Raw genomic sequence first — 25,328 nt, 5'->3', positions numbered from 1 at the left:
CGTTGAAGGAGCCTCCGACGGCGCCTCCGCCGCCCCCGCCGCCGCCGGCACCGCCGCGACCGCCGAGGGCAGCCGCCCCGGACGCACCCTCGCCGCCCGCACCGGGCCAGCCGCCCTGAGCGCTGGCCCCACCGATCCCATTCGTGTCGACCAGCCCTCCGAAGCCGCCGGGACCGCCGAGACCGCCCTGACCGCCGGTGCCGCCGGTCCCGGTGCCGGAACCGGCAGCGCCGCCGGACCCGCCTGCGCCACCGCCGCCGCCACCACCGCCGTAGATGAAGTTTTGCGACGTCACCGGCGTGGAATTTTGACCGCCGTTACCGCCATCCCCGCCGTCGCCGCCCTGGCCGCCGGCACCATTGACGCCGCCTTGGGGCGTGCCGCCCCCCGCACCGCCGTCCCCGCCCCGGCCGCCGGTGCCCCCGTGGCCGCCGGCGCTGAACTGCGCGCCGGAGCCTAGCGCGCCGTTGTCGGCGAAACCGCCTGCACCGCCGTTGCCCCCGGTGCCGCCGTGGCCTGCCTGGCCGGCGAAACCGCTGCCGGCGCCGGCCGCCCCGGCGTCGCCGCCAACCCCGCCCTGGCCGCCGGCGCCGCCGCTGAGGCCGGTGCCGGTGTTGGAGAGGTAGCTGTAACCGGTGCCGCCCTGGCCGCCGTGCCCGCCGTCACCGCCGCTGCCGTTGGTGCCACCGGGACCCGCACTGCCGCCCTGTCCGCCGGCGCCACCGGCGCCGCCACTGAAGCCGGTCCCGCCGGCGGTCACCGCCGCGGTGCCGGCACTACCCGCCCCGCCGGTTCCCCCGGTGCCGCCGACGCCGCCGGGGGCATCGGCGCCGCGGGATCCGAACAACCCGCCGGATCCGCCGGATCCACCCACGCCGGGGCTACCGCCGGTGCCGCCGGTGCCGCCGGAATGACCGTCGCCGCCGAGGACCGAAGTGGTACCGATGCCGCCGGCGCCACCCGTCCCGCCGTGACCACCTGCGCCACCGGCGCCGCCGTTACTGAAGAGCGCCGAACTCGACCCGCCGGCCCCGCCGGCGCCCCCGACCCCGCCGGCGAAACCGGTCTGACCGGATCCCCCGATGACCGGGTTGCCCGACGCGCCGACGTCCCCGACACCACCGGTCCCGCCGGCCCCGCCCGGCCCGGCCGCCCAGCCCAGCAACGCGCCATTGGCGCCACCGACACCACCGTTTCCTCCGTGGCCGCCCGCGATGCCCAGGCCGGCTCCCGAACCGCCGGTGCCACCGACGCCGCCGGCCCCGCCGAATCCGCCCAACAGCCCGCCGACGCCGCCGGTTCCGCCCACCCCGCCGACCGCGCCGGCGCCCCCGGTCCCGCCGGTTCCGCCCACGCCGCCGCTACCGAACAGGCCCGCGGGCCCGCCCACACCACCGGGGCCGCCGGCCACGCCCGGCCCGCTGCCCGCAACCCCGGACCCGCCGTTGCCGCCGTTGCCCCACAGGATGCCGCCCGGCCCGCCGGCCTGCCCGGTTCCCGGCGCGCCATCAGCACCGTTACCGATCAGCGGGCGGCCCAGCAGCGCCTCGGTGGGCGCGTTGATCACGCCCAGCACGTCCTGTTCCAGGGTCTGCAGCGGCGAGGCGTTGGCCGCCTCGGCGAGGGAATACGCGCCCGCCCCGGCGTTCAGGGTCCGCACGAACTGCTCATGGAACGCCGCCGCCTGCGCGCCGAGCGCTTGATAGGCCTGACCGTGCCCGCTGAACAGCGCCGCGATCGCGCCCGAGACCTCGTCGGCGGCCGCCGCCAGCACCCCGGTCGTCGAGCCGGCCGCCGCCGTGTGGGCCGCAGTCAGCGCGGACCCGATGTTTTCCAAATCCGTTGCCGCGGAGGCCAACACCTCCGGCGCGGCCAGCAAGTACGACATTTCTTCCCTCCGCGAACTACGCCGTATTCGGCGCATCCGGGCCGCGTCATAGCCACGGCGGGCCACATCGTGGGGATGTCGCGGTCGGTGCTCGTGTCAGCCGCCCGGAGCGCTCGCCGTCTAGCGTGCGCCGCCGGGTCGGGCCGGTTTATCGGGAATTCTCCCTATTTTTGCCTCACGGCCGGGTGGTGTTGCCGGCCCGCGCCCGCGAGGGTGCAACCACCGACGCGTCCACTCGAGGACGCGTCGGCCGTTGCACCCTCGCGCGACGGTCAGACCGACTGCTGGGCCCCCGCGGCGGCCAGCGTCTCGAACTCCTCGTCGCTCAGCGTGATCTCGGCCGCGGCGACGTTCTCCTCGAGGTGCGCGACGCTGGACGTGCCGGGGATCGGCAGCATCACCGGCGAGCGCTTCAGCAGCCAGGCCAGCGCCAGCTGCGAGGGCGTCGCGTCGTGTTCGGCGGCGATGCGCTGTAGCGGGCCGTCCGGCGCGGCCAGCGGGCCGGCGGCCAAGGGGAACCACGGGATGAAGCCGATGCCCTGGCTGGTCGCGGCGTCCAGCAGCGGTTCGGCCGCCCGCGACGCCAGGTTGTACATGTTCTGCACCGAGACGATCTCGGTGACCTGCTGGGCCTCGGTGAGCTGGTTGACGTCGATCTCGGACAGCCCGATGTGGCGGATCTTGCCCTCGTTCTTCAGCGTGAGCAGCTCCCCCACCTGGTCGGCCAGCGGGAAGTTGCGGTCGATGCGGTGTAGCTGGAACAGGTCGATGGTCTCGACGCCGAGGCGGCGCAGGCTCATCTCGCATTCCTGGCGCAGGTAGCTGGGGTTGCCCAGCGGGACCCACACGTCCGGGCCGGTGCGCAGCAGCCCCGCCTTGGTCGCGATCACCAGGCCGTCGTAGGGGTGCAGCGCCTCGTGGATGATCTCCTCGGAAACGTAGGGGCCGTAGGAATCGGCGGTGTCGATGAAGTTGACGCCGAGTTCGACGGCGCGCCGCAGGACCCGCACGCATTCGGCGCGGTCGGCCGGCGGGCCCCACACGCCCTTGCCGGTGATGCGCATGGCGCCGAAGCCGAGTCGGTGGACGGTCAGGTCGCCGCCGAGGGTGAACGTTCCGGATGCTTGGGCAACAGTCTGAGTGGTCACTCCTGCGACCGTACGCTGAACACGTGGACCTAGCAGCACTCGAAGAGCTTCCGCTGACCTACCGGGAGGTGGGCGCGACCGCGAACGGCGAGCTGCCCGCCGGTTACGACCATCAGCATGTGGAGCGCCAAATCGGCACGGGCCAAGAGCGTTTCGAGCGGGCCGCGGACGCGGTCATGCGCTGGGGCATGCAGCGCGGATCCGGGTTGCGGGTGCAGGCCAGCTCCGAGGTCGCCGTCGTCGACGCGGTGTTGGTGGTGCGGATGGGTTTTCTGCCCGCGCCCTGCCGCGTGGTTTACGTCATCGACGAACCCGACATGCGCGGCTTCGCCTACGGCACCCTGCCCGGGCACCCGGAGTCGGGCGAGGAGCGCTTCGTGGTGCGCCGGGACCCGAACACCTCCGCGGTGTACGCGGAGGTGTCGGCGTTCTCCAGGCCCGCGGCCTGGTGGAGCAAGGCCGGTGGGCCGCTGGTCAGGGCGGCCCAGCGCGTCATCGCCCGGCGCTACCTGCGGGCGGTGTAACCGAAGTCGCGCAGCGCGCTGTCGTAGAAGCCGGGCGTGGTGCTCAGGGCCGGTCCCGATCAGGCGCCCACGCGGTGAGCAAACGCTCCGCGCCGCTGCACATCTGCTCGATGACCTCCCCCACCGACGCGTCGTCGCGGATCATCCCGACGCCCTCGCCGGCGTCGACCGGGGCGACGCGGCGATCGTCGGCGGCGATCGCGGCGGACAGTTCGTCGCACGCCCGCGGATCGAGCGCGTCCTCGTGGCCCGTCCAGCGCTCGACGAATTCGTTGGCCAGCACGCGCGACGGGAACCGCGCCGGCCAGGGCAGCCCCTTGGCGACGTCGAAGGCGCGGGTGACGGCCGTGTCGGTGGCCTGGGCGGCGATCAGCGCGCGGCGGCTGCCGTCACCGGTGAGCGCCTCCGGGCAGGCGGCCAGGCGGGTGCCGACCCACGCCCCGCTGGCGCCGGCGGCCAGGACGGCGGCCAGGCTCCGCGGCGAGGCGATGCCGCCGCCGGCCAGCACCGGCACGGAGACCGCATCCAACACGGCGTCGAGCAACGGCAGCGTGCCGAGCCGCACCTCGCCGTGCCCGCCGCCCTCGGCTCCCCGGGCGACCAGGACGTCGACGCCCGCATCGGCGGCGGCGCGGGCGCCGACGGCGTCGTAAACCTGTGTGACGGTGGGGATTCCGGCGTCATGCGCCTTGGCGACCCACGACCAGTCGGTGCCGAAACTGACCGACAGCAGGGCGGGCCCGGCCGCCAGCGCGTCCTCGAGCAGCCCGTCCTCGTTGCGCATCACCCAGTCCACCAGGCCGATCCCGAACCTGCCGCGCACGTGCCGCAGCTGGGCCCGCAGCAAGTCGCGGCTGCCGTCGCTGCCCATGCCGACCATGCCCAGCCCGCCGGCGGCGGTGACCGCCGCGGCCAGCCGGCCGCCGGCGACCCCGCCCATCGGGGCGTTGAGGATCGGCACCCGCAGCCCGAAGCTCCTCGACCAGGGCGTGGACAGCATGGGATCTAGTGCGCCGCCCCGGGCTGGCTCTTCAGCACGGTCAGCATCACCACCGAGTCCTCGACCGCGTGCAGGGCGTGCCGCTCGGCCGGGATCGCGACATAGTCGCCCGCCTTGCCCTCCCAGGAGTCGCCCCCCGTCGTCAGGCGCACGTGGCCCTGCAACACCTGCAGCGTGGCCTCACCGGGGCTGTCGTGCTCGGAGAGGTCGTGGTCGGCGAGCAGGGCCAGCACGGTCTGCCGTAGCTCGTGGGTGTGGCCGCCGTGGATGGTGTGGGCGGCGCGTCCGCTGTGCGACTTCCCCGCCTCGGCCAGCTTCTCGGCGGCGAGCGCGGTCAACGAGATGGATTCCATAATCGGCCCCTTCGGTATCGAAAGCCCGCAATCAGGCGGTCAATAGCAGTATCCCCGCCACCAGCAGGGCCACGGTTTTGACCGCCTCGAAGCCGACGTAAACGTAGTGGGCATTCGATCGCGGCCCTTCCACCCCGGCGAGCACCTGGTCGGACCGGCGGGTCAACCGGGGACGCACCGCGACCAACTGGATGGCCAGCGCGGCGATGGCGACGGCGAACGCGACGGCGACGCGCGCGGGCGTTTGCCCCGCGGTGCCCACAGAACCCGACGCCACGATCGCCACGATGACGAGCGCGAAGGCCACCTCGACGGTGTTGAGCGCGCGAAAGACCAAGCGCCCGATGCCGAGTCCGATCTGCAGCGTCACGTTGGGCGCGCGGAACTTCAGCGGCGCTTCCACGAACGAGATGGCCAGCACCATGCCGAGCCAGACGAAGGTGAGCGCGACGGCGACGGCCGATCCCGCGCTCACCTGCCGGCCCCGACCGGCTTGAGGTGCGCCAGGCACAGGTCCGGTTCGACGAACGCATCGAGCCGGTCGACGGAAACCGGCGCCGCCATCGTCTCCAGCGCGCCCTGCATCAGCCCCAGGTGGATGGGACACACGACCGCGCCGCGCGTCTCGGCCAGCTCCAGAAACGGGCAGTGCCGCAGGCCGACCAGTTGCTGCCCGTCCGAGGTCCGGCGCTCCGGGGCGAATCCCAGCTCGTCGAGCACGCCGACCAGGTGGTCGATGGCCTCCTCGGCGCCGGTGGGCTTCGCCGACGGCTTCGGTGCCGGCTCCAGGCTGCGTCCCCACGCGCGGCCGGCGGCCATCGCCTTGCCGCGCGGATCGCGGTCGGCGGCCAGCGCCTCGGTCAGGATCTGGGCCAGCAGCTTGTAGTGGCGCGTCCCGCCGCGGTCCATCTGCCGGACCGCGGTAAACATCAGCGGCGGCCGCCCGGGCCCCTTGCGGCCGTGCTCGACCTGCTCCACCCGCCCGTCGGCGACCAGGCTGTCGAGGTGGAAACGCACGGTGTTGGGATGCACGCCGAGTTGCTCGGCGATCGCGACGATGCTCATCGGTCCCGGCGACGAACGCAATAACCGCAGCACCTCGCGGCGGCGGTGACCCGTGGGTTCTGGAACTGACGTAATCCCGCTCACGCTCCTTTGATCTCGTCGACCCTGGGCTGGGCGGCGACCAGCGGTGTGTCGACGCCGAGGGCGCCGACCTTGGCCGCCCCGCCCGGCGACCCCAGCGGCTCGTCCCGGCCGGGCAGCACTTCGGTGAAGAACGCCTCATTATCGGCCAGGTACGGCCTCAGCGCCTCGGGAAGGTCGTCCTCGTAGTAAATCGCCTCCACCGGGCACACCGGTTCGCACGCGCCGCAGTCGACGCATTCGTCGGGGTGAATGTAGAGCGCCCGGCCGCCCTCGTAGATGCAGTCCACCGGGCACTCGTCGACACAGGCCCGGTCCATCACGTCGATGCACGGCTTTCCGATCACGTACGTCATGCGCTACAGTTTACACAAATTTACTTGTAAAAACCAAGGTGTTACGGAGAACCAGTGCCAGACAACGAACTTGACGTGCGCGAGCTGCGCAAGCCGGACAAGCACCCGACGATCTTCTCGACCTTCGGCGCGCTGGCGGTCGGCGAGTCCTTCGTGCTGGTGAACAACCACGACCCCAAGCACCTGCGGGGCGAGTTCGACGCCGACTACCCGGGCAGCTACGGCTGGGAATACCTCGACAAAGGGCCGCGGGTGTGGCGGATCCGGATCACCAAGCTCACCTCCACCCCACTGCCCCGAATCCTGGCCGATACCAACGACTTCCGCGCCGACGCCGAGCCCGACGCGACCGGGGCGGTGTGGCGGCTCGAGGCCAGGGAGCGCGACCTGGATTCGAACGTCATCGCGCTGCCGGCCGGGGGCGGCATCGACGCCCACACCGGGCCGGACCTGGACGTCTTGATCCACGTGCTGTCCGGCGGCGGGAGCCTGAGCACCGAGGCGGGGACCGTCGAGCTCGGCCCCGGCGCCCTGCTCTGGTTGCCGCGGCGTTCCCGCCGGCGGTTCACCGCCGGGCCCGGCGGGCTGCGCTACCTCACCGTGCACCGGTGCCGCCAGGCGCTCGTCCTGGAGCCGGCCGCGAAAACCTCTGCGCCACGGGCGGTCTGACGCGGTTCGATGATCGGCTCGTTTGCGTGAACCACGGCTCGTTCGGCCGACGGCGATGCGCCCCGCGCGCTATCAGGGACTTTGGACCCTATCCGCAACCTGCGCGTGACGGAATAATGACCTCGTCTGACGTAACTTGGCTGCGGCGGTTGCGGCTGAACAAAGGAGCATGACGGTTATGGGTCCCATCCCACCGTTGTTACTGACCGATACTGACGTCGACGCGCTCGCGCGGGAATTCATGCTCTCGCAATACCTCGGCCAAATTTATGCCGACTGGTCACCCGACCGGCGGCTGGACACCTTCCTGCGCCGGCGTGGCCTTGCCCGCGTCGCCGACGACGGCGATCTGTCCATGACCGTGATGGAGCGCATCATGGCCCGCGTGAGCGCCGGCTCCTAGGACCACCCGGGATGAATTGGTCGATAAAAGAACCGTCGATATTAATCGACAATATTGTTGGTTGTAATCAACAATTTCGTTGACATATATCAACGCATCCATAAAGTAACTGACGTGTCCGACCCCAGGCAGGGCGAGTAAATGCACGCCTCCCGAGGCCGCCGCTCGTCGCACTATTCGGGCGACGACCGCGAACAAGCGATCCTCGCCACCGCGGAACGGCTATTGCAGGAACGGCCGCTGGCCGACTTCTCCGTCGACGACCTGGCCAAGGGCGCGGGCATCTCGCGTCCCACCTTCTACTTTTACTTCCAATCGAAGAACGCGGTGTTGCTGTCGCTGCTGGACCAGATGAACAGCAAGGCGCACGCGGCGCTCACGGCGCTGGGCGGCAAGCTGTTCGGCGACCCCGCGACGCATTGGCGGGCGCGCATCGAGGCGTTCTTCGAAGTGTCGGGATCGCACCGGGCCGTGGCGGTGGCCGGCGCCGCGGCGAAGGCCACCAACCCCGAGGTCCGCCAGCTGTGGGCGACGCTCATGCAGAAGTGGATCTCCCACACCACGGCGGCGATCAAGGCCGAACGCCGCCGCGGCGCGGCGCCCGAGACCTACCCGGCCGAGGATCTGTCGGTCGCGCTGAACATGTTGAGCGAGCGGGTGATGGCCGCGACGTTCACCACCGAGGAGCCGGCCATCCCGGAGGACCGGGTGATCGACACGCTGGTGCACATCTGGCTGGCCAGCATTTACGAGGCCGACGGCAGGGCGCTGGCGACTAGCGGTTCTTGAGGACCCGCTCGGCGCGGCCCAGGCTCGCGTCGATCAGGCGGTCGGCGGCGCCGAAGTAGGTCGCCGACGCTTCCTTGCCGGCCAGCTCGGCGATCGCCCGTTGCTCGCCGTAAACGTCCGTCGCACGCAGGTTTTCGGCCATTCGCGCGGAATGCACTTGTAACCCGCCCAACAGCTCGGCGCACTGCGACCCGGCGACGACGGTCCGCCGGACCAGCGTGCGCAGGGTGTCCCACTCGGCGTGCCACGGGCCGTCGGGCCGCTCGTCGTTGGCCAGCGCCGCGGCGGTGTGCAGGGTGGCCGCCAGCGGGGGCGCCGCGATGGCGGCGCGGCGAATCAGTATCGACAACACCGGGTTGCGCTTGTGCGGCATCGACGACGATCCGCCGCGGTGCTCGGCCGCCGGCTCGCCGAGCTCGCCGATCTCCGGGCGGACCAGGGTGACGACGTCCGAGGCGATGCGGCCCCAGGAGTCGGTGCACCCGACGAAGGCGTCGGCGGCCGCGGTGACCGGCGTGCGGGTCGTGTGCCACGGCGACCGGGCGGCCAGGCCCAAAGTGGTTGCGGCGCTGCGCATCAGCCGGTCGGAGACCGCCGGCGGATCGGCGGCTGCGCCGATGAGCGCCGCGAGTTCGGTGGCGGCGGCCCGCGTCCCGACGGCTCCGCCGATCTGAATCGGGGTGACCAGCCCGGCGAGCCGCTCGTAGGCGTCGACGACCCCGTCCAGCCACCCCGCCGCCTTGGCGCCGAACGTGGTGGGCGCCGCGTGCTGGGTGAGGGTGCGCGCCACCATCGGCGTGGCGCGGTGCGCCGCGGCGAGGTCGGAGAGCGTTGAAACCTGTTGCGCGAGTTTCGTTGTCAGGTCATCGACCGCCGAGCGCACGCCGAGCATCAGCGCGCTGTCCAGAACGTCCTGGCTGGTGAGGCCCCGGTGGATCCACGGCGCGACGACCGGGGCGGCTCGCCCGCGCAGCAGGTCGACCAGGCCGATGACGGGGTTGCCGCCGCCCTCGGCGCCGGCGGCGAGCGACTCGCGGTCGCCGTCACCCAGCAGGGCCGCCAGGTCGGCTTCGGCGCATTCGCCGGGCGCCAGGCCGGCGGCGGCCAGGGCCGCCAGCCAGGCGGATTCGACCGCGACCATCGCCTCCAGCAGCGCGGCGTCCGTCATGTGCGCGCCCGCCCGCTGGTCGCCGGGCCACAGCAGGTTGGTCATCGCCGATACTCCAGGAAGACGGTCTCGTGCGGGCCCTGCAGGTGGATGTCGAAACGGTATGCCGCGCAGTCGCTTTCGGGGACGCACACCAGGGCGCCCAGCGCCGGGTCGGCGCGCACCTCGTCGTGGGGCAGGTAGGCCCGGGTGAACAGCCGGTGCAGCAGTCCCCGGGCGAAGACGGCGAGCGCGAAGAACGGGGGCCGCCCGCCGGGGGCAACCGTGACGAACGAGTAACGCCCGCCGGCGTCGGTCGCGCACCTGCCCCAACCGGTGAACGTTCCGTCGCGTCGCAGGGAGCCGGGCCGTTGCGCGATGCGCCCGTCGCCGTCGCGCTGCCACAGTTCGACCAGCGCGTCGGGGACCGGCGCGCCGGCGCCGTCGTACACCGTGCCGTGCAACCGCACGGCGCCCGGGTACCCGTCGGCGACCAGGTCGCTGTCACCGGAATACGGCAGCCCGAGTCCGAGGAATGGGCCCACCGTTTGCCCTGGGGTGCAAGGCAACTCAGCCATCGTCTGCGGTCCAGGTGCGGTGGCCGCCGCATATCACGATGTCCCAGCGGTAGCCGGTCGCGAACTCCGGCTGGGTGAGGCCGTGGTCGTAGCGGGCGATCAGGCGCCCTCGGGCGGCGGGGTCGGGAATCGATTGGAAGATCGGGTCCAGGTCGAACAGCGGGTCGCCGGGGAAGTACATCTGGGTGACCAGCCGCTGCGTGAAAGCCGTTCCGAACACGGAGAAGTGGATGTGCGCCGGACGCCAGGCGTTGTGATGGTTGCGCCACGGATAGGGGCCCGGCTTGACGGTCAGGAAACGATAGGAGCCGTCGGGCCCGGTGAGGCAGCGGCCGGCGCCGACGAAGTTGGGATCCAGCGGGGCCGGGTGCTGGTCGCGTTGGTGCCGGTACCGCCCGCTCGCGTTGGCCTGCCAGATCTCGACCAGCTGACCGGCCACCGGCCGGCCGGCGTCGTCGAGCACCCGCCCGGTCACGATGATCCGCTCCCCCAGCGGCTCACCGGGATGACCGGCCGTCAGGTCGGCGTCGAGCGGGCCGACCTCGTGGCTACCGAAACACGGACCCTCGAGCTCGAGCTCGTCGGGGTCGACGACCAGCGGGGGCCGTTTCGGGTGGCGCAGGGCGGTGCCGCGGTAGGGCGGGTAGTCCAGCCGCGGCCGCGCCGGATCCCCGGCGGCCGCACCGCGCCCCAGGGCGGCCATCTCCGCCGTGATGTCCTCCTGGGACGCGACAACCTCGGCGTTCATCAGCCGTGAGGCTACTCCCGATCGCGCGGCTAACCCCCCGTTAGCCGCGTGATGTCGTCCGCTAAAGACCTCGTACCAAGGCCGCCCGGCCCTTGGTGCGCATCCGGTGCAGCGCGGAGCCGCGGTACTGCTCCATCTTCGCGGCCATCTGGTTGCCCAGCTCCTCGAGCTCGGCGTCGGTGATCTGCACCTCGGGCGGCGCGGGGATCAGGTCGCGTTCCTCCTCGTCGGCGTGGGCCTCCAGCACCGTCTTGAAGGAGTTCCATTCGTCTTCGTAGCCCGGCGAGCTCTGCGGCGTCTTGAGCAGCACGGAAAGCTGGTCGACCACCTGGCGATGTTCGGCGTGCGCGACCGCGATCAGCTTGGTGGCATCCTTGAGCGCCGGGTAGTACAGGTCGTCCTCGATGCGGAAGTGGATGTCGAGTTCGACGAGGAAGTCGTCGAAAAGGGCATGCCGCTCTTCGCTGTTCACCGGCGCCTCGCTGATCTTGCGGCCCAGCCCCTTGATCACGATGTGGTGCTCTTTCAACACGTCATAGGCGTTCACTTCGCTACCTCCTCGGCACGCACCTCAACCATTCCGTCGACCAACCTGGCCTGATAGCGCGGCAACGGGGCCGCCGCGGGGCCCCGCAGGACCTCGCCCGACTCGGCCGCGAACCACGAGCCGTGCCAGGGGCACACCACCCGGCCGCGGTCCACCCAGCCGTCGGCCATCGGCGCCGCCAGGTGCGGGCAGAACTCGCCGAAGGCCGACACCTGCCCCGGGTTGGTCTGGCACACAACCAATCCCACGCCGTCGACCTCGACGCGCACCGGCTTGCCGTTCAGCGAGCTTGCGGGCAGCACGGGCGTCCACTCCGTGGTGCGCAGCCGCTCACCCGACTGGTCGATGCCGATGCCGGACTCGAACACCAGGGCCCCGCCGAGGTAGCTGCCGCCCAGGGTGATGGCGTAGCCGAGCGCGGTCAGGGCGATGCCGCGGCCGTGCCGGCCGTGGCGGCGGTCCCACCACGACTGCGCGTAGAGCGCCGTGGCGGCCAGGTTCACCAGGCCGTGCACCAGCCCCACCCGGCGGTCCTCCTCGTGGGTGTGCTGCCAATCGGTGGTCCCGGTGATCGCCGAGCCGACGCTGGCCAGGATCCCCACCCCCAGCGCGCGGGTCGCGAACCGCGACGCGTCGCGGACCTCGCTGGGGCGCTGCCCGGGCAGCAGGCTCAGCGCGTCCAGCGCCACCGTCGTGCCGAGCGCCCCACTGGTCAGCGACGCCAGCGGCGGATGGACCGGGTGCCCGAGCCAGACGCCGTGCAGCGCGTTGGTGACGGTGTTGCGCGCGCCGCCCAGCGCGTTGTAGCCGAAGCTCAGCAGGTGTTCGAGTCGATAGCTCGGCCGATCCAGCCACTCCTGCCGCCCGATTGCTGAGAGCACCCGCGGTCCGAGTTCCCGCAACCGACCACCGGCCCCCCGGGACCGATTCACCATGACACCGTCCTTCCTCAGATGCAGAGCCAAAACGGCAGCAATGCACGCAAAATCGGCGCTAATCCCGCCGTTGCTGCGCGCTCACATGCGCACGGGACCCGACGTGACCACCGTAGCGGCGCGGCGTGAATCCTCAGTTGTCAGACGCCTGTGAATTAGCCAAAAGGATGCTCCGAGGTCGCTGGCCGTGGGGAGTTGACCAGGCCGGTCGGCTGCGGGATTCTACTTAGCAGAATGTATTTCTGTGCTACAGAGGGCGCCGGTGACGGATCTTCGCAACGTTTTTGACCACGTTCGGCGCGGGCTCATCCCCGCGCACATCTACAACGACCCCGACGTGTTCGCGCTGGAGCGCGAGCGCCTGTTCGGCCGGGCGTGGACATTCGTGGGCCACGAATCGGAGATCCCCCACGACGGTGACTACGTGGTGCGGCGGGTCCTCGACGACTCCTTCATCATCAGCAATTGCGCCGGCGATATCCGGGCCATGTTCAACATGTGCCTCCACCGCGGCATGCAGGTGTGCCGCGCGGAGCTGGGCAACGCCTCCAATTTCCGCTGCCCCTACCATGGTTGGTCGTATCGCAACGACGGCCGGCTCACCGGGCTGCCGTTCCACCGCGAGGCCTACGGCGGCGACGAGGGCCTGGCCCGGAGCGCTCAAAGCCTGCTTCCCCCACCGAATTTCGCGAGCTACAACGGCCTGCTGTTCATCAGCATGGACCCGAAGGCCGAACCGCTGGAGGACTTCCTCGGCGACTTCCGGTTCTATCTGGACTTCTACACCAAGCAGAGCGCCGGCGGGCTGGAAGTGCGGGGCCCGCAGCGCTGGCGGATCAAGGCGAACTGGAAGATCGGCGCCGAAAACTTCGCGGGCGACATGTACCACACCCCGCACACGCACGCGTCGATCGTCGACATCGGCCTGTTCCGCGAGCCAAAGGCCCAGAAGCGCAAGGACGGAGCCACCTACTGGGCGGACCGCGGCGGGGGGACCACCTACAAGCTTCCGCCGGGCGACTTCGACGAGCGGATGCGCTACGTCGGCTACCCCGACGAGATGATCGGCCGGATCAAGGAGGCCTGGACGCCGCGCCAGCAGCGCGTCGTCGGCGAGGACGGGTTCATGATCTCGGCGGCCACCTGCTTTCCGAACCTGAGCTTCGTGCACAACTGGCCCAAATTGCCGGGCGGCGAGCAGGTGCTGCCGTTCATCTCGATCCGGCTGTGGCAGCCCATCAGCGCGGACGAGACCGAGGTGTGCTCGTGGTTTGCGGTGGATTCCGCGGCTCCCCCGCAATACAAACGTGATTCGTACCAGGCATATTTGATGTGCTTCGGGTCCACCGGGATGTTCGAACAAGACGACGTGGAGAACTGGGTGTCGCTGACCACCACCGCGGGCGGTTCGATGGCGCGCCGGCTGCTGCTCAACAGCCGGATGGGGTTGCTGGCCGACGATCGCCCCGTCGTCGAGGCGCTGCCCGCCGAGTCCTTCCACGGGCCGGGCCGCGCCCAGGTCGGCTACAACGAGTACAACCAGCGCGCGCTGCTGAACCTGTGGGCGGATTACCTCGCATGAGAAAGGCCCTGTCCTTCAACGACTTACGCCACCTGAAGGCGCATCAATTCCTGGTGGACGAGGCCTACCTCCTCGACGCCCAGGACTACGACGCGTGGCTGGACACCCTGACCGACGACATCCGCTACGTGATGCCGGTCCGCGTCACCACGGCGCGCGGCGCCGGGTTCGACACGTCACCGGGGATGGCGCACTTCGACGAGGACAAGTACTCGCTGACCCAACGGGTCGCGCGCTTCGCCACCGAGCACGCCTGGACCGAGGACCCGCCGTCGCGGCTGCGGCACTTCATCACCAACGTGCGCACGTTCGTCGAAGACGACATGCACCTGGCCGTCGAATCGGCCGAGCTGCTGTTCCGCAGCCGCGGGGACGTCAACGAGAGCGCGCTGGTGTCCTGCGGCCGCGAGGACCTGCTGCGCCGCTGCGGCGATCGCTGGAAGCTGGCGCGCCGCACCATCCTTGTCGACGAGTCCGTCCTTCGGATGCAGAATTTGGCGGTGTTCCTGTGAACGAATCCATCACGGTGGCAAACGAATTCGCCGAAGTCGAGGTGCGGCGGGTGGACACCCGCAACGGGACGCGGCTGCTGATCAGCGCGCCCAAAACCGGGCGGTCGATCAGCCTGGACGCGCTCGAACTCGAGGCGCTGACCTGGCAGAACGCCCGCACGCTGGCGACCATGGTCGGCATGTGCGGCGCGCCGCTGGTGCCCGACGAAGGTGACGACCCGTGACCGACTGGCTGCACCACAAGCGCGCCCTGGTCGTCGGAGCCGGTTCGGGGATCGGCCGCGCCGTGCTGGACGCGTTTCGCGCCGAGGGCGCCAAAGTCGCCGCCCTGGAACGGGATGGCCGCAAGTGCGAACGGTTGCGGGACGAGTCGCCGGGTGTGCCGGTGGTCGAGGGCGACGCCACCACCCGCGAGGCCAACGACCGCGCCGTCGCCGCCGCGGTCGAGGCGTTCGGCGGCCTGGACACGCTGGTCAACTGCGTCGGGGTCTTCGATTTCTATCGGGGCATCGGCGACATCGACGCCGCGGCGCTCGCGCCCGCGTTCGATGAGATGTTTCGCACCAACGTGCTGAGCCACCTGCAGTCGGTCAAGGCGGCCCTGCCCGCGCTGCGGGCCGGCACCGGGCCGTCGATCGTCTTGTGCGAGTCCACGTCGTCGTACCAGCCCGGCCGCGGCGGCGTGCTCTACGTGTCGTCGAAGTTCGCCGTCCGCGGGCTGGTCGCCACGCTGGCTCACGAACTCGCGCCGGAGATTCGGGTCAACGGTGTGGCGCCGGGCGGCACGCTGGGCACCGACCTGCGCGGCCTGGCCAGTTTGGGGCTCGACGGCGTCCGCCTCGACGACACCCCGGACCGGGCGCGCGACATGGCGGCCCGGACGCCGCTGGGTGCCGCGCTCACCGGCGCGGACCACGCCTGGAGCTTCGTGTTCCTGGCCTCGGACCGATCCCGCGGCATCACCGGCGAAACCGTCCATCCCGACGGCGGATTCGGGTTGGGGGGCGGGCGTGTTTGACCAAGAGCGCGCGTTGGTGGCGCAGGGCTGCCGGGTCGCGGCGGCCCGCGGCCTGGTCGACGGCGTCCTCGGCCACCTGAGCCTGCGCGTCGACGACGAGCGGCTGCTCGTCCGCTGCCGCAGCGACACCGACACCGGGGTGGCGTTCACCCGCCCGGCCGACGTCCGGCTCGTCATGTTCGACGGAACCGCCGGCGCCGCAGGCGAACTCGACGGCTATCGCGTCCCCAACGAGCTGCCCATCCACGTCGAGACCCTGCTGGCCAACCCGGCGCACCGGGCGGTCGCGCACCTGCACCCACCCGCCGTCGTCGCCGCCGACCTCGCGGGCATCACGCTGCGGCCGATCTACGGCGCCTACGACATCCCCGGCGCGTGGCTCGCGCGCGACGGTGTGCCGGTGTACGAACGGGCCGTGCTGATCCGAAACTCCGCGCTGGGCAAGGAAATGGTGGCGGCGATGCGCGGCCGCGCCGTGGTGATCCTGCGCGGGCACGGGATCACCAGCGCCGCGGCGACCGTGCAACAGGCGGTGCTGCAGGCGATCAGCCTCAACGAGCTGGCGCGGATGTCGTTGCGGGTGCGCGCGGCCGGCGGCGCGCTGCGCGACATCGACGACGCCGACTGGGACGACCTGCCGGACCTGGGGCCGGGCTTGAACACCGACGCGGCCTGGCGGCACGAGGTCGCGCGGCTGGACGGCTGAAAGTCAACGTCACAGGTTCATCTCCGGCGCGCGCCACGCGGCGGAGATCACCGGCGCCGGCCTTAACCTGCCGAGGTGAGCGAACTGGACCGGCGGCGCTTCCTGGTCGCCGTGGCCGCGACGGTGGCGGTCACCGGGATTTCGTGGTCGTCCGCCGGTGGACCCAGGGAGACGGTGGCGCGCGCCGAGGTGCCCGCGCCGCGCCCTGACGCGCCCGGGCTGCCGCCGCTGCTGTCCCCGCCGGACCGGGCGTCGCGCGTGCTGCTGCCCGGCGGCACCGTGCTGACCAAGCTGCCCGGCAACGGGGATCACCTGGCGTGGACCGTCGACGACGGCGCCGACAGCGAGGTGGTGCGGCTCTACACGCAATTCGCCAAGGACACCGGCGTGCGGCTCACCTATTTCGTCACCGGCTCCTATCGCTCGTGGACCGAGAATGCCGCCCTGCTGAAGCCGCTGGTGGAATCGGGGCAGATTCAGCTGGCCAACCACACGTGGACGCACCCCGACCTCACCAAACTGTCGGCCGCCCAGGTCGCCGACGAACTGCACCGCACCGACGCGTTCCTGCGCAACACCTACGGCGTGGACGCCGCCCCCTACTTCCGGCCGCCGTACGGGCATCACAACGCCGTGGTGGACAAGGTGGCCGCCGAGTTGGGCTACCAGGTGCCGACCCTGTGGAGCGGCGACCTACGCGATTCCGCGGCGCTGCCCGAGGACCAGATCGTCAGGATGGCGCTGCAGTCCTTCGCCCCGCAGAACATCGTGATCGGCCACCTCAACCACCCGGCGGTCACCCACGTCTACGGCCAGCTGGTCGACATCATCCGGTCGCGAAAGCTGCGCACCGTGACGCTCAACGACGTCTTCCTGCGACCGGAAATCCCGTACCGGACCTCTCACCCGAGCTGATCGCCGATCTCCTTGGCCGCCTTGGCAAGTGCGGCCGCCACGGCCGAGTGTTCAGCGCCGCCCAGCCGATTCTGCGGTGCCGCCGCGTTGAGGGCGAGCCGCAGCCCCGGGACCCGGGTCGGTATGGTCACCGCCACCGACGCGACGCCCTCCTCGCTCTCCTCGCGATTGACGGCGTAACCGCGCTCGCGGATGCGGGACAGCTCGGCCTCCAATTCGGTGCGGCTGCCGATCGAATGGGCGGTGACGCGCTCCAGCTCCTCGTCCGGAAACAGCTGGGCCAGTTCGGCTTCGGCGAGCTGGGCCAACATCACCTTGCCCGTCGAGGTGCAATGCGCCGGCATGGTTCGCCCCAGCCGGGAGGCCACCCGGACCGCGGCCGGGCCCTCGACCGCGGCCACGAAATGGACGTTGGCGCCGTCGAGCATCCCGACGTGAATGGTTTCCCGCAGTTGTTCGCTGAGGCTGCGCATGATCGGCGCGGCGGCTCGCTGAATGTCGAGGCGCGCGAGGATCGCAAACGCCACGCCGGTCAGCGAAGGCCCGGGCAGGTAGGCCTTGGACACCGGGTCTTGGCGGACGAACCCGCGGTAGTGCAGCATCGCCAGGAGCCGATGGGCGGTCGACGGCGCGACACCCAGATACCGCGTGGCCTCCGTCAGCCGGATCTCGGGCCGCTCCCCCAGCAACAAGAGGAGCTTCAGCGCGTTGTCGACCGACTCGATCGGATACTGGGGCGCAAGCGAATCGGCGGCGTCCTGCTGCCTCTTGTTCGCCATGACAGTGACGGTACCGCCACCTACAGCGCGCTCAGCGCCGTCGCGCCGAGCAATCCCGCCGCGATCACCGCCAGCGTCGTGGCCGCGGTGGCCTTCCACCCGAAGCTGCGTGCGACCATCGCGACCCCCGGGGCGCTGACGACGGGCAGAGTGATCAGCAGCGCGCCCAGCGTTCCCGTGGAAACCCCGAGCAGCGCCAGGGCCTGCAGGATCGGGATCTCCCCCGCCGTCGGGATGACGATCAGCGTGCCGACCACCGCGGCGAGGACGACGATGAGCAGGCCGTGGTGCGGCAGCCCGGCGAGTAACCAGCCCCGGAACGCCCCGACCACCAGCACCAGCACCGCGTACTCCGGCAGCAGGACCAGGCCGAGCCGCAGCAGCGCGCGCCCGAAGCCGATGGCCTGCGGGGTCACCGCCTCGGCGGCCGGTGGCGCATCGTCGCGGGTGACCAGGCCGACCGCCGCCGCGACGCCCAGCACGGCGACGACGCCGACGACGGCCCGGGTCAGCGTCCACTGCCACGGGGCCACGAAGAACAAGAAGGCCAGCACCGCCGGATTCAGCAAGGGGTTCCCGAGCCAGTAGGCGATGGCGGCGACGCGACCGACGCCGTTGCGCCGCAACGTGACGGCGACCGGGGCGGCGCAGCACGCGCACATCATCGACGGCATGCCGGCCAGCCCACCGGCCAGCGCGCTCGACAGCACGCCGCGCCGGTTCAACGCGCGCGGCAACCACGATCGCGGCAGCAACGCCTGCACGGACGCGCCGACGAGCAGCGCCACCACCAGCGCCTGCCAGATCGACAAGAAGTAGGCGTGGAAGAACGTCGTGGCGGCGTGCCAGGTCGGGCCGTCCCCGGCGCGCACCCCGCCCACGGTGAGGATGTTCGGCGCCGGCCAGTGATGGGTGCGCTGTGCCTTGAGGGTTTTCCCCGCGTAGGGCAGCCACTTCGCCCACAGCAAGCCGGCCACGAACACGACCACCGTGACGGCGACACCGATCGCGACGGTTCCCCGGCGCGGCGCGCGAATTGCGTTGACACTCAAGGGCGCAGCCACGGTCACCGAGGCTAACTCAATCGTCACACCAGTCACTGGCCGGGGTGGCACCCTTTGTGCCCGCCTCACTGGGGGTACCTCCCGCTTGCGGGGGACGACAACGCGCCCGGGCACCCCAACTTGTCGCTATGAGGCGGGCACAACGTCGCATCCTTCCCCGCAGATACCGCTGTGACGGGTGAGGCGCCGTGAGCTCAACCGCCCTGCGCCACTTGCGCTTTCGCCCAGCGGTAGTCCGCCTTGCCCGACGGCGAGCGCTGCAACCGGTCGCAGAACACGATCGCCTTCGGCAGTTTGTACCGGGCGATATGGCGGCCGGCCTCGGCGATGATGCTGTCCGCGTCGACGGACGAGCCGTTGGCCAACCGGACCAGCGCGACGACCTCGTTGCCCCACCGGGTGCTGGGCCGGCTCGTCACCACGACGTCGTACACGTCGGGGTGCTCGGCGATCGCGGCCTCCACCTCCTCGGCGAAGATCTTCTCTCCGCCGGAGTTGATGGTGACCGAATCGCGGCCGAGCAGCTCGATCTGGCCGTCGCCGTGCCAGCGGGCGCGGTCGCCGGGCACCGAGTGGCGGATGCCCTCGATGACCGGGAACGTGCGCGCCGTCTTGTCGGGATCGCCCAAGTAGCCCAGCGGTATCGGCCCCTGCTGGGCCAGCCAGCCGATCTCCTCGTCGCCCGGCGACAGGATCCGGGTGAGGTCCTCGCTGACCACCACCGCCCCCGGGTTGGGGACGAAGCGGCCGGACGCGCTCTGCAGCCGGCTGGAGGCCTGCATCATCTGCGCGCCGGACTCCGACGCCCCGCCCGCATCCAGAACGGTCAGCTGCGGCAGCAGCTCGACGAACCGCTGCTTGAGCGGGGCGCTCAGCGCGGCCCCGCCGGTCACCAGTGCGAACAACCCGGACAGGTCGTAGTCACCGGCCTCGAGTTCGTCGGCCAGGGGCCGCCCGAAGGCGTCGCCGACCATCGACAGCGACATCACCCGTTCGCGGCTGGCCAGCGCCAGCGCCTCGGCCGGATCGAAGTGGGTGGTCGTCGGCGCCATCACGAACGGCCGGCCGCTGCACAGGCTGATGAAGGCCGCCCACTGGGCCGCGCCGTGCATGAGCGGCGCGAGGGTCATCGAGCCCGGTCCCGCGATCCGCGACCGCTCGACGATCTCCTCCATGCTGCCCACCACCTCGCCGGTGCCCAGCGTCCGCCCGCCCATGGCGTTGACATAGATGTCGTGCTGGCGCCACAGCACCGCCTTGGGCATCCCGGTGGTGCCGCCGGTGTAGAGCACGTACAGGTCGTCGGGCGAGGGCGTGAGGTCGAGCGGCTCATCGGACGTCGAAGCCAGCAGCTCCTCGTAGCGCACCGCCCCGGGCAGCGGGTCGTTGCCCGACCCGTCGTCGACGTGGATCAGCCGCACGGGACGGGGCATCCGGGCCAGCGCCTCGGCCAGCGTCGGCGCGAACCGCGCGTGATACACGACCGCGTCGGCCCCGGCGTTGCCGAGCAGGTACACCAGCTCGTCGGCGACGTAGCGGTAGTTGACGTTGAACGGGGCGACCCGCGCCCCGTACGCACCGAGCATCGCCTCGAGGAATTCGTTGCAGTTCGCCAGGTACAGCCCCAGGTGGCTCTGGCCCGATTCGTGCGGCGCCAGCTCGGCGCGTTCGCGATGCGCGCCCAGCCCCCAGCCGTGCAGCGCGCGGGCGAACCGGCGGGCGCGCTCGGCGGTTTGCGCGTAGGTGAAGCGCCGATCGCCGAACACGATGCAGTCCCGGTCGGGGTTGGCCGCGGCGACCGCCCCGAACACCTGCGCGAGGTTGAATTCCACAGAATCTCCTAAGGGTCGAGCCAGCGCCACGCTACAACGACGAAGACGGACTTACCGGTTAGTCTCGGCATCGTGTACGGGGCTAGTGAGACCGGATACAGCCGATACGTCGCCATCGGGGACAGCCAGACCGAAGGGTTGTGGGACGGCAACGACGCGATCGGCTGCCTCGGGTTCGCCGACCGGCTCGCGGCCATGATCGACGCCCTCTACCCCGGTCTGCACTACGCCAACCTGGCCATCCGCGGCAAGCTGGTGGCCGACGTGCTGCGCGAGCAGGTCCCGCCGGCGCTGGCGATGCAACCCGATCTGATCACCGTCTGCGTCGGCATGAACGATGTGATCCAGCCGGGAAACTCGTTCGGCCGCGCCCTGGCCAACCTCGAGCAGGTGTACGCCGCGCTCGGCGGGTCGGGCGCGACGGTGGTGACCACCACCTTCCCGAACGTCGCGCAATTCCTCCCGCTCGGCCGGCTGGTGTCCGGGCGGCTCGCCCGCATCAACGACGCGATCCGGGCGGCCGCCGACCAGTACGACTTCCGGCTCGTGGACCTCTACAACGCGCCCGCGATGCGCGATCTGGACACGTGGGACATCGACCGCGTGCACGCCTCCACCAAGGGGCACATCCTGTTCGCCGAGGCGGCCGCCGAGGCGCTGAATCTGCCTGGCAGCAACCATGATTGGGCCGAAGCGAGCGGCAGCGCGACGCGCCTGTCGTTCAAGTCCCGCACGTACGGCCAGTTGCGCTGGACGCAGCAGAAATTCATGCCCTGGGTGTGGCGACGGCTGCGCGGCATGTCTTCGGCCGACGGGCGGGTGCCCAAGCGTCCGCGGCTCGAACCCCTCAGCACGCCGAGCGCGGAGATTACGGCGCGGTTCGTTCGCCGGTCAGGCATCCTTGACCCATGAATGTGGAGGCATTGCTGCAGTCCATTCCGCCCCTGTTGGTCTACCTGGTGGTCGGCGGCGTGGTCGGGATGGAAAGCCTCGGCATTCCCCTTCCCGGGGAGATCGTGCTGGTCAGCGCGGCGCTGATGTCGTCGCATCACGACCTGGCCGTCAACCCGGTCGGCGTCGGGGGCGCCGCGGTGATCGGCGCCGTCGTCGGCGACTCGATCGGGTACGCGATCGGCCGGCGGTTCGGCATGCCGCTCTTCGACCGGCTCGGCCGGCGCTTCCCCAAGCACTTCGGGCCCGGGCACGTCGCGCTGGCCGAAAAGCTATTCAACCGCTGGGGAGTTCGGGCGGTGTTCTTCGGCCGGTTCATCGCGTTGCTGCGGATATTCGCCGGGCCGCTGGCCGGCGCGCTGAAGATGCACTACCCGCGGTTCCTGGCGGCCAACGTGTCGGGCGCCATCTGCTGGGCCGGCGGCACCACCGCCCTGGTGTATTTCGCCGGCATGGCCGCCGAACGCTGGATGGAGCGGTTCTCGTGGATCGCGCTGGTCATCGCGATCGTGTGCGGCCTGATCGCCGCCTTCGCGTTGCGCGAGCGCACGTCGCGCATGATCGCCGAGCTCGAGGAAGAGCACTACCGCAAAACAGGGAGTCAGGCCGCCGACGCCGCCTGACCCGATCGCCGCTAGCCCACCGCCTCGCCGATGTCCTCCGGCGCCACCGGCCGGTGCTCCTCGATCAGCGCGCAGGCCATCTTGCGGGCGCGCAGCGCGGCGTCCAGGTCACCGACGGCCGCGAGAATGATGGCGCCCTTCATCAGGATGTGCCACGACGAGGCGAAGTCCTCGACCTCCAGCAGCCCGGCCGCGACGGCGCGCTGACGCACGATGTCGCGGACGTGGTCGATGTGGACGATGCATGCCTGGCCGGCCGGGTGGTCGGCCCCCAACTCCAGCAGCACGTTGATGAACGAGCACCCCTCGAACCCGTCACCCTGCTGAAACCACTCGTGCATGACGTCGAAGATCGCCAGCAACTGCTCCTCGGGAGTCGCGCCCCGCTGCCGCGACTGCTCGTCGATCAGGCCGTAGGTCCAGACTTCCTCGCGGCGCTGCAGCACGGCCAGGACGAGGTCGTTTTTGGTCGCGAAATGACGGTAGAGGGTGGCCTTCGCGACCCCCGCCCGCTCGATCACTTCGTCGGTGCCGACGGCGCGGATACCGCGCCGGCCGAAGAGCTCATAAGCCGCGGTCAGGATGCGTTCGCGGGCCGAATTGACCGGCGGCGGGACATCGTGGCTGGTCATACGGGCCTTACCATACTCTTAACCCCTCGCATGTAGACAGACCGCCCTGTCTCGTTATACAAATGAGATTCGCACGTCGCGAAGAATTCGTCTTAAGTAGCAGGACGGGCACCATCCCGACGCCAGGCGTCGGTTGATTAGGGGGTCCACCATGAGTCCGGTTATCGTTGCGGAACCGATGTCCAGCCCACCACCCCTCATGCTCAGCACGCGGCTGGTCTACGAGCTGGGCGATCCACACAGCACGCTGCGCGCGACCACCGACCGCAACGGCGCCGCGGTGCTGATCAACGCCGGCGGCGAGGTCGACGCCTGCAACGAGCACACCTGGCGCCAGCTGGTCAGCGAGGCCGCCAGCGTGGTCATTCCGCCCGGTCCCTTCGTGGTCGACGTCACCGGGCTGGATTTCATGGGTTGCTGCGCCTTCGCGGCGCTGGCCGACGAGGCGCACCGGTGTCGAGACCGCGGCATCGAGTTGCGCCTGGTGAGCCACCAGCCGATCGTCGCCCGCATCGTCGACGCCTGCGGGCTCAACGGCGTGCTGCCCATCTATCCGACCGCGGACGCCGCGCTCGCCTCGGCCGCCCGCTGGTGAGCTGAGCCGCGCCGCTATTACCGGCCCCACCTTCGGTGCGGAGGAGGAATTCCTCCTCGTCGACCCGCAAACGGGCGAACCGGCCCCCCGCAACGGCGCAGTGGCCGAAGAGGCGAAGCGCCGCGGCGTCGAGCTGCAGCTGGAACTGAGCAGCTGCCAGGTCGAGACCGCCTCGGGCGTGGCGTCGACCAGCGCGGAACTCGAGGAGCAACTCACCCGGCTGCGGCACGCCGCCGCGCAGGCGGCCGAGTCCGCGGGAGTCCGGCTGCTCGCCGCCGGGCTGCCGCCGACCACGCCGCACGAGTTTCCCGTCACCGACACCCCGCGCTACCGGCGAATCGGCGCGGACTACGGGATGGTCGCGCACGAGCAGGGTATCTGCGGATGTCACGTCCACGTCGAGGTGCCCGATCGCGCGGCCGCGATCCGGGTCAGCAATTGGTTGCGCCCGTGGCTGCCGAGTTTGCTTGCGCTGTCGGCGAATTCGCGCATCTACCGCAGCGCCGACAGCGGCTATGCGAGCTGGCGCAGCGTCCTCTGGCGGCGCTGGCCGGTCGCCGGGCCGCCGCCATTCTTCCCTGCGCCCGACGACTACGAGCGCACCGTGCGCATGCTGATCGACAGCGGGATCATTCTCGACCACAAGATGGTCTATTGGGACGTGCGCCCGTCGGAGAATTTCCCGACGATCGAGGTGCGGGTCGCCGACGTGCCGGCCACGGTCGCCGAAACCGTGCTGCTGGCGACGCTGGTCAGGGCCGCGGTGATGACGGCGCTCGACGAGCAGGCCGACGAGCCGGGGCGCCTGGCGCCCGCGGCGCTGCGGGCCGCGTACTGGAAGGCCGCGCACGACGGGCTGTCGGGGAGCTCGCTGGACCTGATCCACGGCCGCGGCGCCGTCCCGGCGCGCGAGCTGCTGGCCGCGTTCGTGCGGCGGCTGCGTCCGGCGCTGGACGCGCTCGGCGAATACGACCGCGTGACAACGGAACTCGACCGCGTCGCCACCGAGGGCAACGGGGCGATGCGGCAGCGACGGGCGTGGGAGAAACGCCGCGATGTGCTGGACGTCGTCGCAGAGGCCACCGTCAAGCCACGGTGAGTAGCCGGTAGAGCCCGATCAGGCCGACCACCACTATGGTCGAGCGCAACGCGGTCGGCGAGAGCCGACGGCCGTAGCGCGCCCCGACCAGCCCACCGATCAGCGAGCCCGCCGCGATCAGCCCGGCCACCGGCCAGCTGATCCGGTGAAACGCCACCAGCGAGTAGCTCACCGCCGCAACGACATTCACCAACAGCGTCAGGAGGTTCTTCGCCGCGTTCATGCGCTGCACGGATTCGGGCAGCAGCGCGCCCATCATGCCGACCAACAGGATCCCCTGCGCGGCGGTGAAGTAGCCGCCGTAGACGCCCACCGCGAACGTCCCGAACACCAGCACGGCCATCCGCGCCGGGCTGATGTGCTCGGGTGAGCGTCCCTCCTCTTCGGCACGCTGGGCGGCCCACGACTGCAGCTTCGGCCCGACCACCACCAGCACCAGCGCGAGCACCAGCAGCGCCGGCACGATCGCGGCGAACACCGTCGCGGGGAGATGCAGCAGCAGGAAGGCGCCCAGCACCGCGCCGGCCAGCGACGCGGGGATCTGCCAGCGCAGCCGGTTCCACTGCCCGGCCAGCTCGGCGCGATAGCCCCAGGTGCCCGACACGCTGCCCGCCACCAGCCCGACCGCGTTCGACATGGTGGCCGTGACCGGCGGGTAGCCCAGGGCGACGAGCGTCGGGAACGTGATGAGGGTGCCCGATCCGACGAGAGCGTTGATGGCGCCGGCGCCGAACCCGGCCAGGGCGATCAAAACCATATGGGAGAACAGCACTTCCGAAGAGCATAATC

At 70.9% G+C, this 25,328-nt stretch carries 31 protein-coding genes; 14 read left to right on the top strand and 17 right to left on the bottom strand.

The features are described 5' to 3' along the window. Together AWB89_RS20005 and AWB89_RS20000 are read right to left on the bottom strand one after the other, a co-directional pair. Window positions 1-1,888 (bottom strand): PE family protein (locus tag AWB89_RS20005; RefSeq protein ID WP_142282582.1); only part of this gene is annotated, 1,888 nt, incomplete at its 3' end. Window positions 1,889-2,160: 272 nt separating this feature from the next. Then, entirely contained in the window at window positions 2,161-3,036 is an 876-nt protein-coding gene (locus AWB89_RS20000) for an aldo/keto reductase (RefSeq protein WP_085175965.1), read from the bottom strand. 23 nt (window positions 3,037-3,059) lie between these two features. On the opposite strand from AWB89_RS20000, the gene AWB89_RS19995 reads away from it, so the two are divergent. Then, on the top strand, window positions 3,060-3,560 hold the full coding sequence (locus AWB89_RS19995) for a DUF1990 family protein (protein WP_085103057.1): 501 nt from the start codon (window positions 3,060-3,062) through the stop codon (window positions 3,558-3,560). 43 nt (window positions 3,561-3,603) lie between these two features. On the opposite strand, the gene AWB89_RS19990 is transcribed toward AWB89_RS19995, so the two are convergent. From AWB89_RS19990 to fdxA, 5 genes are read right to left on the bottom strand one after another with little or no spacing between them, the layout of a single operon-like run. Beyond that, window positions 3,604-4,560: an NAD(P)H-dependent flavin oxidoreductase gene (locus AWB89_RS19990; protein ID WP_085175963.1), complete on the bottom strand. Its 957-nt coding sequence runs from the start codon at window positions 4,558-4,560 to the stop codon at window positions 3,604-3,606. A gap of 5 nt (window positions 4,561-4,565) precedes the next feature. Continuing rightward, on the bottom strand, window positions 4,566-4,913 hold the full coding sequence (locus tag AWB89_RS19985; RefSeq protein ID WP_085103053.1) for a cupin domain-containing protein: 348 nt from the start codon (window positions 4,911-4,913) through the stop codon (window positions 4,566-4,568). Window positions 4,914-4,944: 31 nt separating this feature from the next. Then, complete coding sequence (locus AWB89_RS19980; protein ID WP_085103050.1) at window positions 4,945-5,388, bottom strand: hypothetical protein; 444 nt, start codon at window positions 5,386-5,388, stop codon at window positions 4,945-4,947. After that, a complete protein-coding gene (locus tag AWB89_RS19975) occupies window positions 5,385-6,062 on the bottom strand; it encodes a helix-turn-helix transcriptional regulator (RefSeq protein ID WP_085175961.1) in 678 nt (225 codons plus the stop codon). Before AWB89_RS19975 ends, AWB89_RS19980 begins: the two co-directional genes overlap by 4 nt. Further along, a complete protein-coding gene (fdxA, locus tag AWB89_RS19970) occupies window positions 6,059-6,415 on the bottom strand; it encodes a ferredoxin (RefSeq protein ID WP_085103046.1) in 357 nt (118 codons plus the stop codon). The genes AWB89_RS19975 and fdxA overlap by 4 nt, the downstream gene beginning before the upstream one ends. A gap of 54 nt (window positions 6,416-6,469) precedes the next feature. On the opposite strand from fdxA, the gene AWB89_RS19965 reads away from it, so the two are divergent. From AWB89_RS19965 to AWB89_RS19955, 3 genes are all read left to right on the top strand, one after another. Beyond that, window positions 6,470-7,084 (top strand): DUF2249 domain-containing protein, encoded by a 615-nt coding sequence (locus tag AWB89_RS19965; RefSeq protein ID WP_085175959.1) that lies wholly within the window; start codon window positions 6,470-6,472, stop codon window positions 7,082-7,084. Between the two features lie 178 nt (window positions 7,085-7,262). Beyond that, window positions 7,263-7,487 carry a hypothetical protein gene (locus AWB89_RS19960; RefSeq protein WP_085175996.1) on the top strand — a complete coding sequence of 75 codons (225 nt, stop codon included), beginning with the start codon at window positions 7,263-7,265 and terminating at the stop codon, window positions 7,485-7,487. 141 nt (window positions 7,488-7,628) lie between these two features. Further along, complete coding sequence (locus AWB89_RS19955; protein WP_085103022.1) at window positions 7,629-8,276, top strand: TetR/AcrR family transcriptional regulator; 648 nt, start codon at window positions 7,629-7,631, stop codon at window positions 8,274-8,276. On the opposite strand, the gene AWB89_RS19950 is transcribed toward AWB89_RS19955, so the two are convergent. The 5 genes from AWB89_RS19950 to AWB89_RS19930 all read right to left on the bottom strand — a co-directional run bounded on the left by AWB89_RS19950 (window position 8,263) and on the right by AWB89_RS19930 (window position 12,231). After that, window positions 8,263-9,489 (bottom strand): lyase family protein, encoded by a 1,227-nt coding sequence (locus AWB89_RS19950; protein ID WP_085175957.1) that lies wholly within the window; start codon window positions 9,487-9,489, stop codon window positions 8,263-8,265. The two genes, AWB89_RS19955 and AWB89_RS19950, sit on opposite strands and share 14 nt — an antisense overlap. Beyond that, window positions 9,486-10,001: a protocatechuate 3,4-dioxygenase subunit alpha gene (gene pcaG, locus AWB89_RS19945; RefSeq protein WP_085175955.1), complete on the bottom strand. Its 516-nt coding sequence runs from the start codon at window positions 9,999-10,001 to the stop codon at window positions 9,486-9,488. The genes AWB89_RS19950 and pcaG overlap by 4 nt, the downstream gene beginning before the upstream one ends. Continuing rightward, window positions 9,994-10,749 carry a protocatechuate 3,4-dioxygenase subunit beta gene (gene pcaH / locus AWB89_RS19940; protein WP_085175953.1) on the bottom strand — a complete coding sequence of 252 codons (756 nt, stop codon included), beginning with the start codon at window positions 10,747-10,749 and terminating at the stop codon, window positions 9,994-9,996. The genes pcaG and pcaH overlap by 8 nt, the downstream gene beginning before the upstream one ends. A 61-nt stretch (window positions 10,750-10,810) precedes the next feature. Continuing rightward, window positions 10,811-11,296: a hemerythrin domain-containing protein gene (locus AWB89_RS19935; protein WP_085175951.1), complete on the bottom strand. Its 486-nt coding sequence runs from the start codon at window positions 11,294-11,296 to the stop codon at window positions 10,811-10,813. Beyond that, on the bottom strand, window positions 11,293-12,231 hold the full coding sequence (locus AWB89_RS19930) for a Rieske (2Fe-2S) protein (RefSeq protein ID WP_085175949.1): 939 nt from the start codon (window positions 12,229-12,231) through the stop codon (window positions 11,293-11,295). Before AWB89_RS19930 ends, AWB89_RS19935 begins: the two co-directional genes overlap by 4 nt. Window positions 12,232-12,493: 262 nt before the next feature. Between AWB89_RS19930 and AWB89_RS19925 the strand changes: the two genes are divergently transcribed. From AWB89_RS19925 to AWB89_RS19900, 6 genes are all read left to right on the top strand, one after another. Further along, a complete protein-coding gene (locus AWB89_RS19925; RefSeq protein WP_085175947.1) occupies window positions 12,494-13,813 on the top strand; it encodes an aromatic ring-hydroxylating dioxygenase subunit alpha in 1,320 nt (439 codons plus the stop codon). Then, window positions 13,810-14,325, top strand: a complete 516-nt coding sequence (locus AWB89_RS19920; protein WP_085175945.1) for a 3-phenylpropionate/cinnamic acid dioxygenase subunit beta — start codon at window positions 13,810-13,812, stop codon at window positions 14,323-14,325. The genes AWB89_RS19925 and AWB89_RS19920 overlap by 4 nt, the downstream gene beginning before the upstream one ends. Further along, on the top strand, window positions 14,322-14,549 hold the full coding sequence (locus AWB89_RS19915; RefSeq protein WP_085103006.1) for a dihydrodiol dehydrogenase: 228 nt from the start codon (window positions 14,322-14,324) through the stop codon (window positions 14,547-14,549). Before AWB89_RS19920 ends, AWB89_RS19915 begins: the two co-directional genes overlap by 4 nt. Continuing rightward, the gene (gene hcaB / locus AWB89_RS19910; protein WP_085175943.1) at window positions 14,546-15,343 is read left to right on the top strand and encodes a 3-(cis-5,6-dihydroxycyclohexa-1,3-dien-1-yl)propanoate dehydrogenase; all 798 of its coding nucleotides are present in this window, start codon (window positions 14,546-14,548) and stop codon (window positions 15,341-15,343) included. Before AWB89_RS19915 ends, hcaB begins: the two co-directional genes overlap by 4 nt. After that, window positions 15,336-16,049 (top strand): 3,4-dihydroxyphthalate decarboxylase, encoded by a 714-nt coding sequence (gene phtC / locus AWB89_RS19905; RefSeq protein WP_085175941.1) that lies wholly within the window; start codon window positions 15,336-15,338, stop codon window positions 16,047-16,049. Before hcaB ends, phtC begins: the two co-directional genes overlap by 8 nt. Before the next feature lie 84 nt (window positions 16,050-16,133). Then, window positions 16,134-16,964, top strand: coding sequence for a polysaccharide deacetylase family protein (locus AWB89_RS19900; protein ID WP_085103156.1), 831 nt, complete (start codon window positions 16,134-16,136; stop codon window positions 16,962-16,964). Here AWB89_RS19900 and AWB89_RS19895 read toward each other — a convergent pair. The 3 genes from AWB89_RS19895 to AWB89_RS19885 all read right to left on the bottom strand — a co-directional run bounded on the left by AWB89_RS19895 (window position 16,952) and on the right by AWB89_RS19885 (window position 20,639). Beyond that, complete coding sequence (locus AWB89_RS19895; protein ID WP_085103000.1) at window positions 16,952-17,743, bottom strand: IclR family transcriptional regulator; 792 nt, start codon at window positions 17,741-17,743, stop codon at window positions 16,952-16,954. The genes AWB89_RS19900 and AWB89_RS19895 overlap by 13 nt on opposite strands. Before the next feature lie 20 nt (window positions 17,744-17,763). Further along, window positions 17,764-18,807: a permease gene (locus AWB89_RS19890; protein ID WP_085175994.1), complete on the bottom strand. Its 1,044-nt coding sequence runs from the start codon at window positions 18,805-18,807 to the stop codon at window positions 17,764-17,766. Between the two features lie 194 nt (window positions 18,808-19,001). Then, window positions 19,002-20,639, bottom strand: coding sequence for an acyl-CoA synthetase (locus AWB89_RS19885; RefSeq protein ID WP_085175939.1), 1,638 nt, complete (start codon window positions 20,637-20,639; stop codon window positions 19,002-19,004). Window positions 20,640-20,711: 72 nt separating this feature from the next. On the opposite strand from AWB89_RS19885, the gene AWB89_RS19880 reads away from it, so the two are divergent. Together AWB89_RS19880 and AWB89_RS19875 are read left to right on the top strand one after the other, a co-directional pair. Then, the gene (locus AWB89_RS19880; protein WP_085175936.1) at window positions 20,712-21,551 is read left to right on the top strand and encodes an SGNH/GDSL hydrolase family protein; all 840 of its coding nucleotides are present in this window, start codon (window positions 20,712-20,714) and stop codon (window positions 21,549-21,551) included. After that, entirely contained in the window at window positions 21,548-22,213 is a 666-nt protein-coding gene (locus AWB89_RS19875) for a DedA family protein (RefSeq protein ID WP_085102996.1), read from the top strand. Before AWB89_RS19880 ends, AWB89_RS19875 begins: the two co-directional genes overlap by 4 nt. Window positions 22,214-22,224: 11 nt before the next feature. Here the strand turns inward: AWB89_RS19875 and AWB89_RS19870 are convergent, their stop codons facing one another. Further along, window positions 22,225-22,845 carry a TetR/AcrR family transcriptional regulator gene (locus AWB89_RS19870; RefSeq protein WP_085102994.1) on the bottom strand — a complete coding sequence of 207 codons (621 nt, stop codon included), beginning with the start codon at window positions 22,843-22,845 and terminating at the stop codon, window positions 22,225-22,227. Window positions 22,846-22,996: 151 nt separating this feature from the next. Here AWB89_RS19870 and AWB89_RS19865 point away from each other — a divergent pair, with 151 nt between their 5' ends. Both AWB89_RS19865 and AWB89_RS19860 read left to right on the top strand, forming a co-directional pair. After that, complete coding sequence (locus tag AWB89_RS19865) at window positions 22,997-23,440, top strand: anti-sigma factor antagonist (protein WP_170929208.1); 444 nt, start codon at window positions 22,997-22,999, stop codon at window positions 23,438-23,440. Between the two features lie 16 nt (window positions 23,441-23,456). Continuing rightward, window positions 23,457-24,539, top strand: coding sequence for a glutamate--cysteine ligase (locus AWB89_RS19860; RefSeq protein WP_085175935.1), 1,083 nt, complete (start codon window positions 23,457-23,459; stop codon window positions 24,537-24,539). Here AWB89_RS19860 and AWB89_RS19855 read toward each other — a convergent pair. After that, window positions 24,526-25,296: a sulfite exporter TauE/SafE family protein gene (locus AWB89_RS19855; protein WP_085102988.1), complete on the bottom strand. Its 771-nt coding sequence runs from the start codon at window positions 25,294-25,296 to the stop codon at window positions 24,526-24,528. The genes AWB89_RS19860 and AWB89_RS19855 overlap by 14 nt on opposite strands. Window positions 25,297-25,328 lie beyond the last annotated feature (32 nt).

The sequence above is a fragment of the Mycobacterium paraense genome, from assembly GCF_002101815.1.
Lineage (GTDB): Bacteria > Actinomycetota > Actinomycetes > Mycobacteriales > Mycobacteriaceae > Mycobacterium > Mycobacterium paraense.
The sequence above is the reverse complement of the archived record's forward strand: the minus strand, read 5'-3'. Positions and strand labels throughout refer to the sequence as shown.

What these genes read in the sequence shown, in the direction of transcription:
- AWB89_RS19990 (WP_085175963.1), bottom strand. Translation starts at nt 4,560, where the DNA reads ATGCTGTCCACGCCCTGGTCGAGGAGCTTCGGGCTGCGGGTGCCGATC.
- AWB89_RS19985 (WP_085103053.1), bottom strand. Translation starts at nt 4,913, where the DNA reads ATGGAATCCATCTCGTTGACCGCGCTCGCCGCCGAGAAGCTGGCCGAG.
- fdxA (WP_085103046.1), bottom strand. Translation starts at nt 6,415, where the DNA reads ATGACGTACGTGATCGGAAAGCCGTGCATCGACGTGATGGACCGGGCC.
- AWB89_RS19960 (WP_085175996.1), top strand. Translation starts at nt 7,263, where the DNA reads ATGGGTCCCATCCCACCGTTGTTACTGACCGATACTGACGTCGACGCG.
- AWB89_RS19955 (WP_085103022.1), top strand. Translation starts at nt 7,629, where the DNA reads ATGCACGCCTCCCGAGGCCGCCGCTCGTCGCACTATTCGGGCGACGAC.
- AWB89_RS19950 (WP_085175957.1), bottom strand. Translation starts at nt 9,489, where the DNA reads ATGACCAACCTGCTGTGGCCCGGCGACCAGCGGGCGGGCGCGCACATG.
- pcaG (WP_085175955.1), bottom strand. Translation starts at nt 10,001, where the DNA reads ATGGCTGAGTTGCCTTGCACCCCAGGGCAAACGGTGGGCCCATTCCTC.
- pcaH (WP_085175953.1), bottom strand. Translation starts at nt 10,749, where the DNA reads ATGAACGCCGAGGTTGTCGCGTCCCAGGAGGACATCACGGCGGAGATG.
- AWB89_RS19930 (WP_085175949.1), bottom strand. Translation starts at nt 12,231, where the DNA reads ATGGTGAATCGGTCCCGGGGGGCCGGTGGTCGGTTGCGGGAACTCGGA.
- AWB89_RS19920 (WP_085175945.1), top strand. Translation starts at nt 13,810, where the DNA reads ATGAGAAAGGCCCTGTCCTTCAACGACTTACGCCACCTGAAGGCGCAT.
- AWB89_RS19895 (WP_085103000.1), bottom strand. Translation starts at nt 17,743, where the DNA reads ATGGCGAACAAGAGGCAGCAGGACGCCGCCGATTCGCTTGCGCCCCAG.
- AWB89_RS19875 (WP_085102996.1), top strand. Translation starts at nt 21,548, where the DNA reads ATGAATGTGGAGGCATTGCTGCAGTCCATTCCGCCCCTGTTGGTCTAC.
- AWB89_RS19870 (WP_085102994.1), bottom strand. Translation starts at nt 22,845, where the DNA reads ATGACCAGCCACGATGTCCCGCCGCCGGTCAATTCGGCCCGCGAACGC.
- AWB89_RS19865 (WP_170929208.1), top strand. Translation starts at nt 22,997, where the DNA reads ATGAGTCCGGTTATCGTTGCGGAACCGATGTCCAGCCCACCACCCCTC.
- AWB89_RS19855 (WP_085102988.1), bottom strand. Translation starts at nt 25,296, where the DNA reads ATGGTTTTGATCGCCCTGGCCGGGTTCGGCGCCGGCGCCATCAACGCT.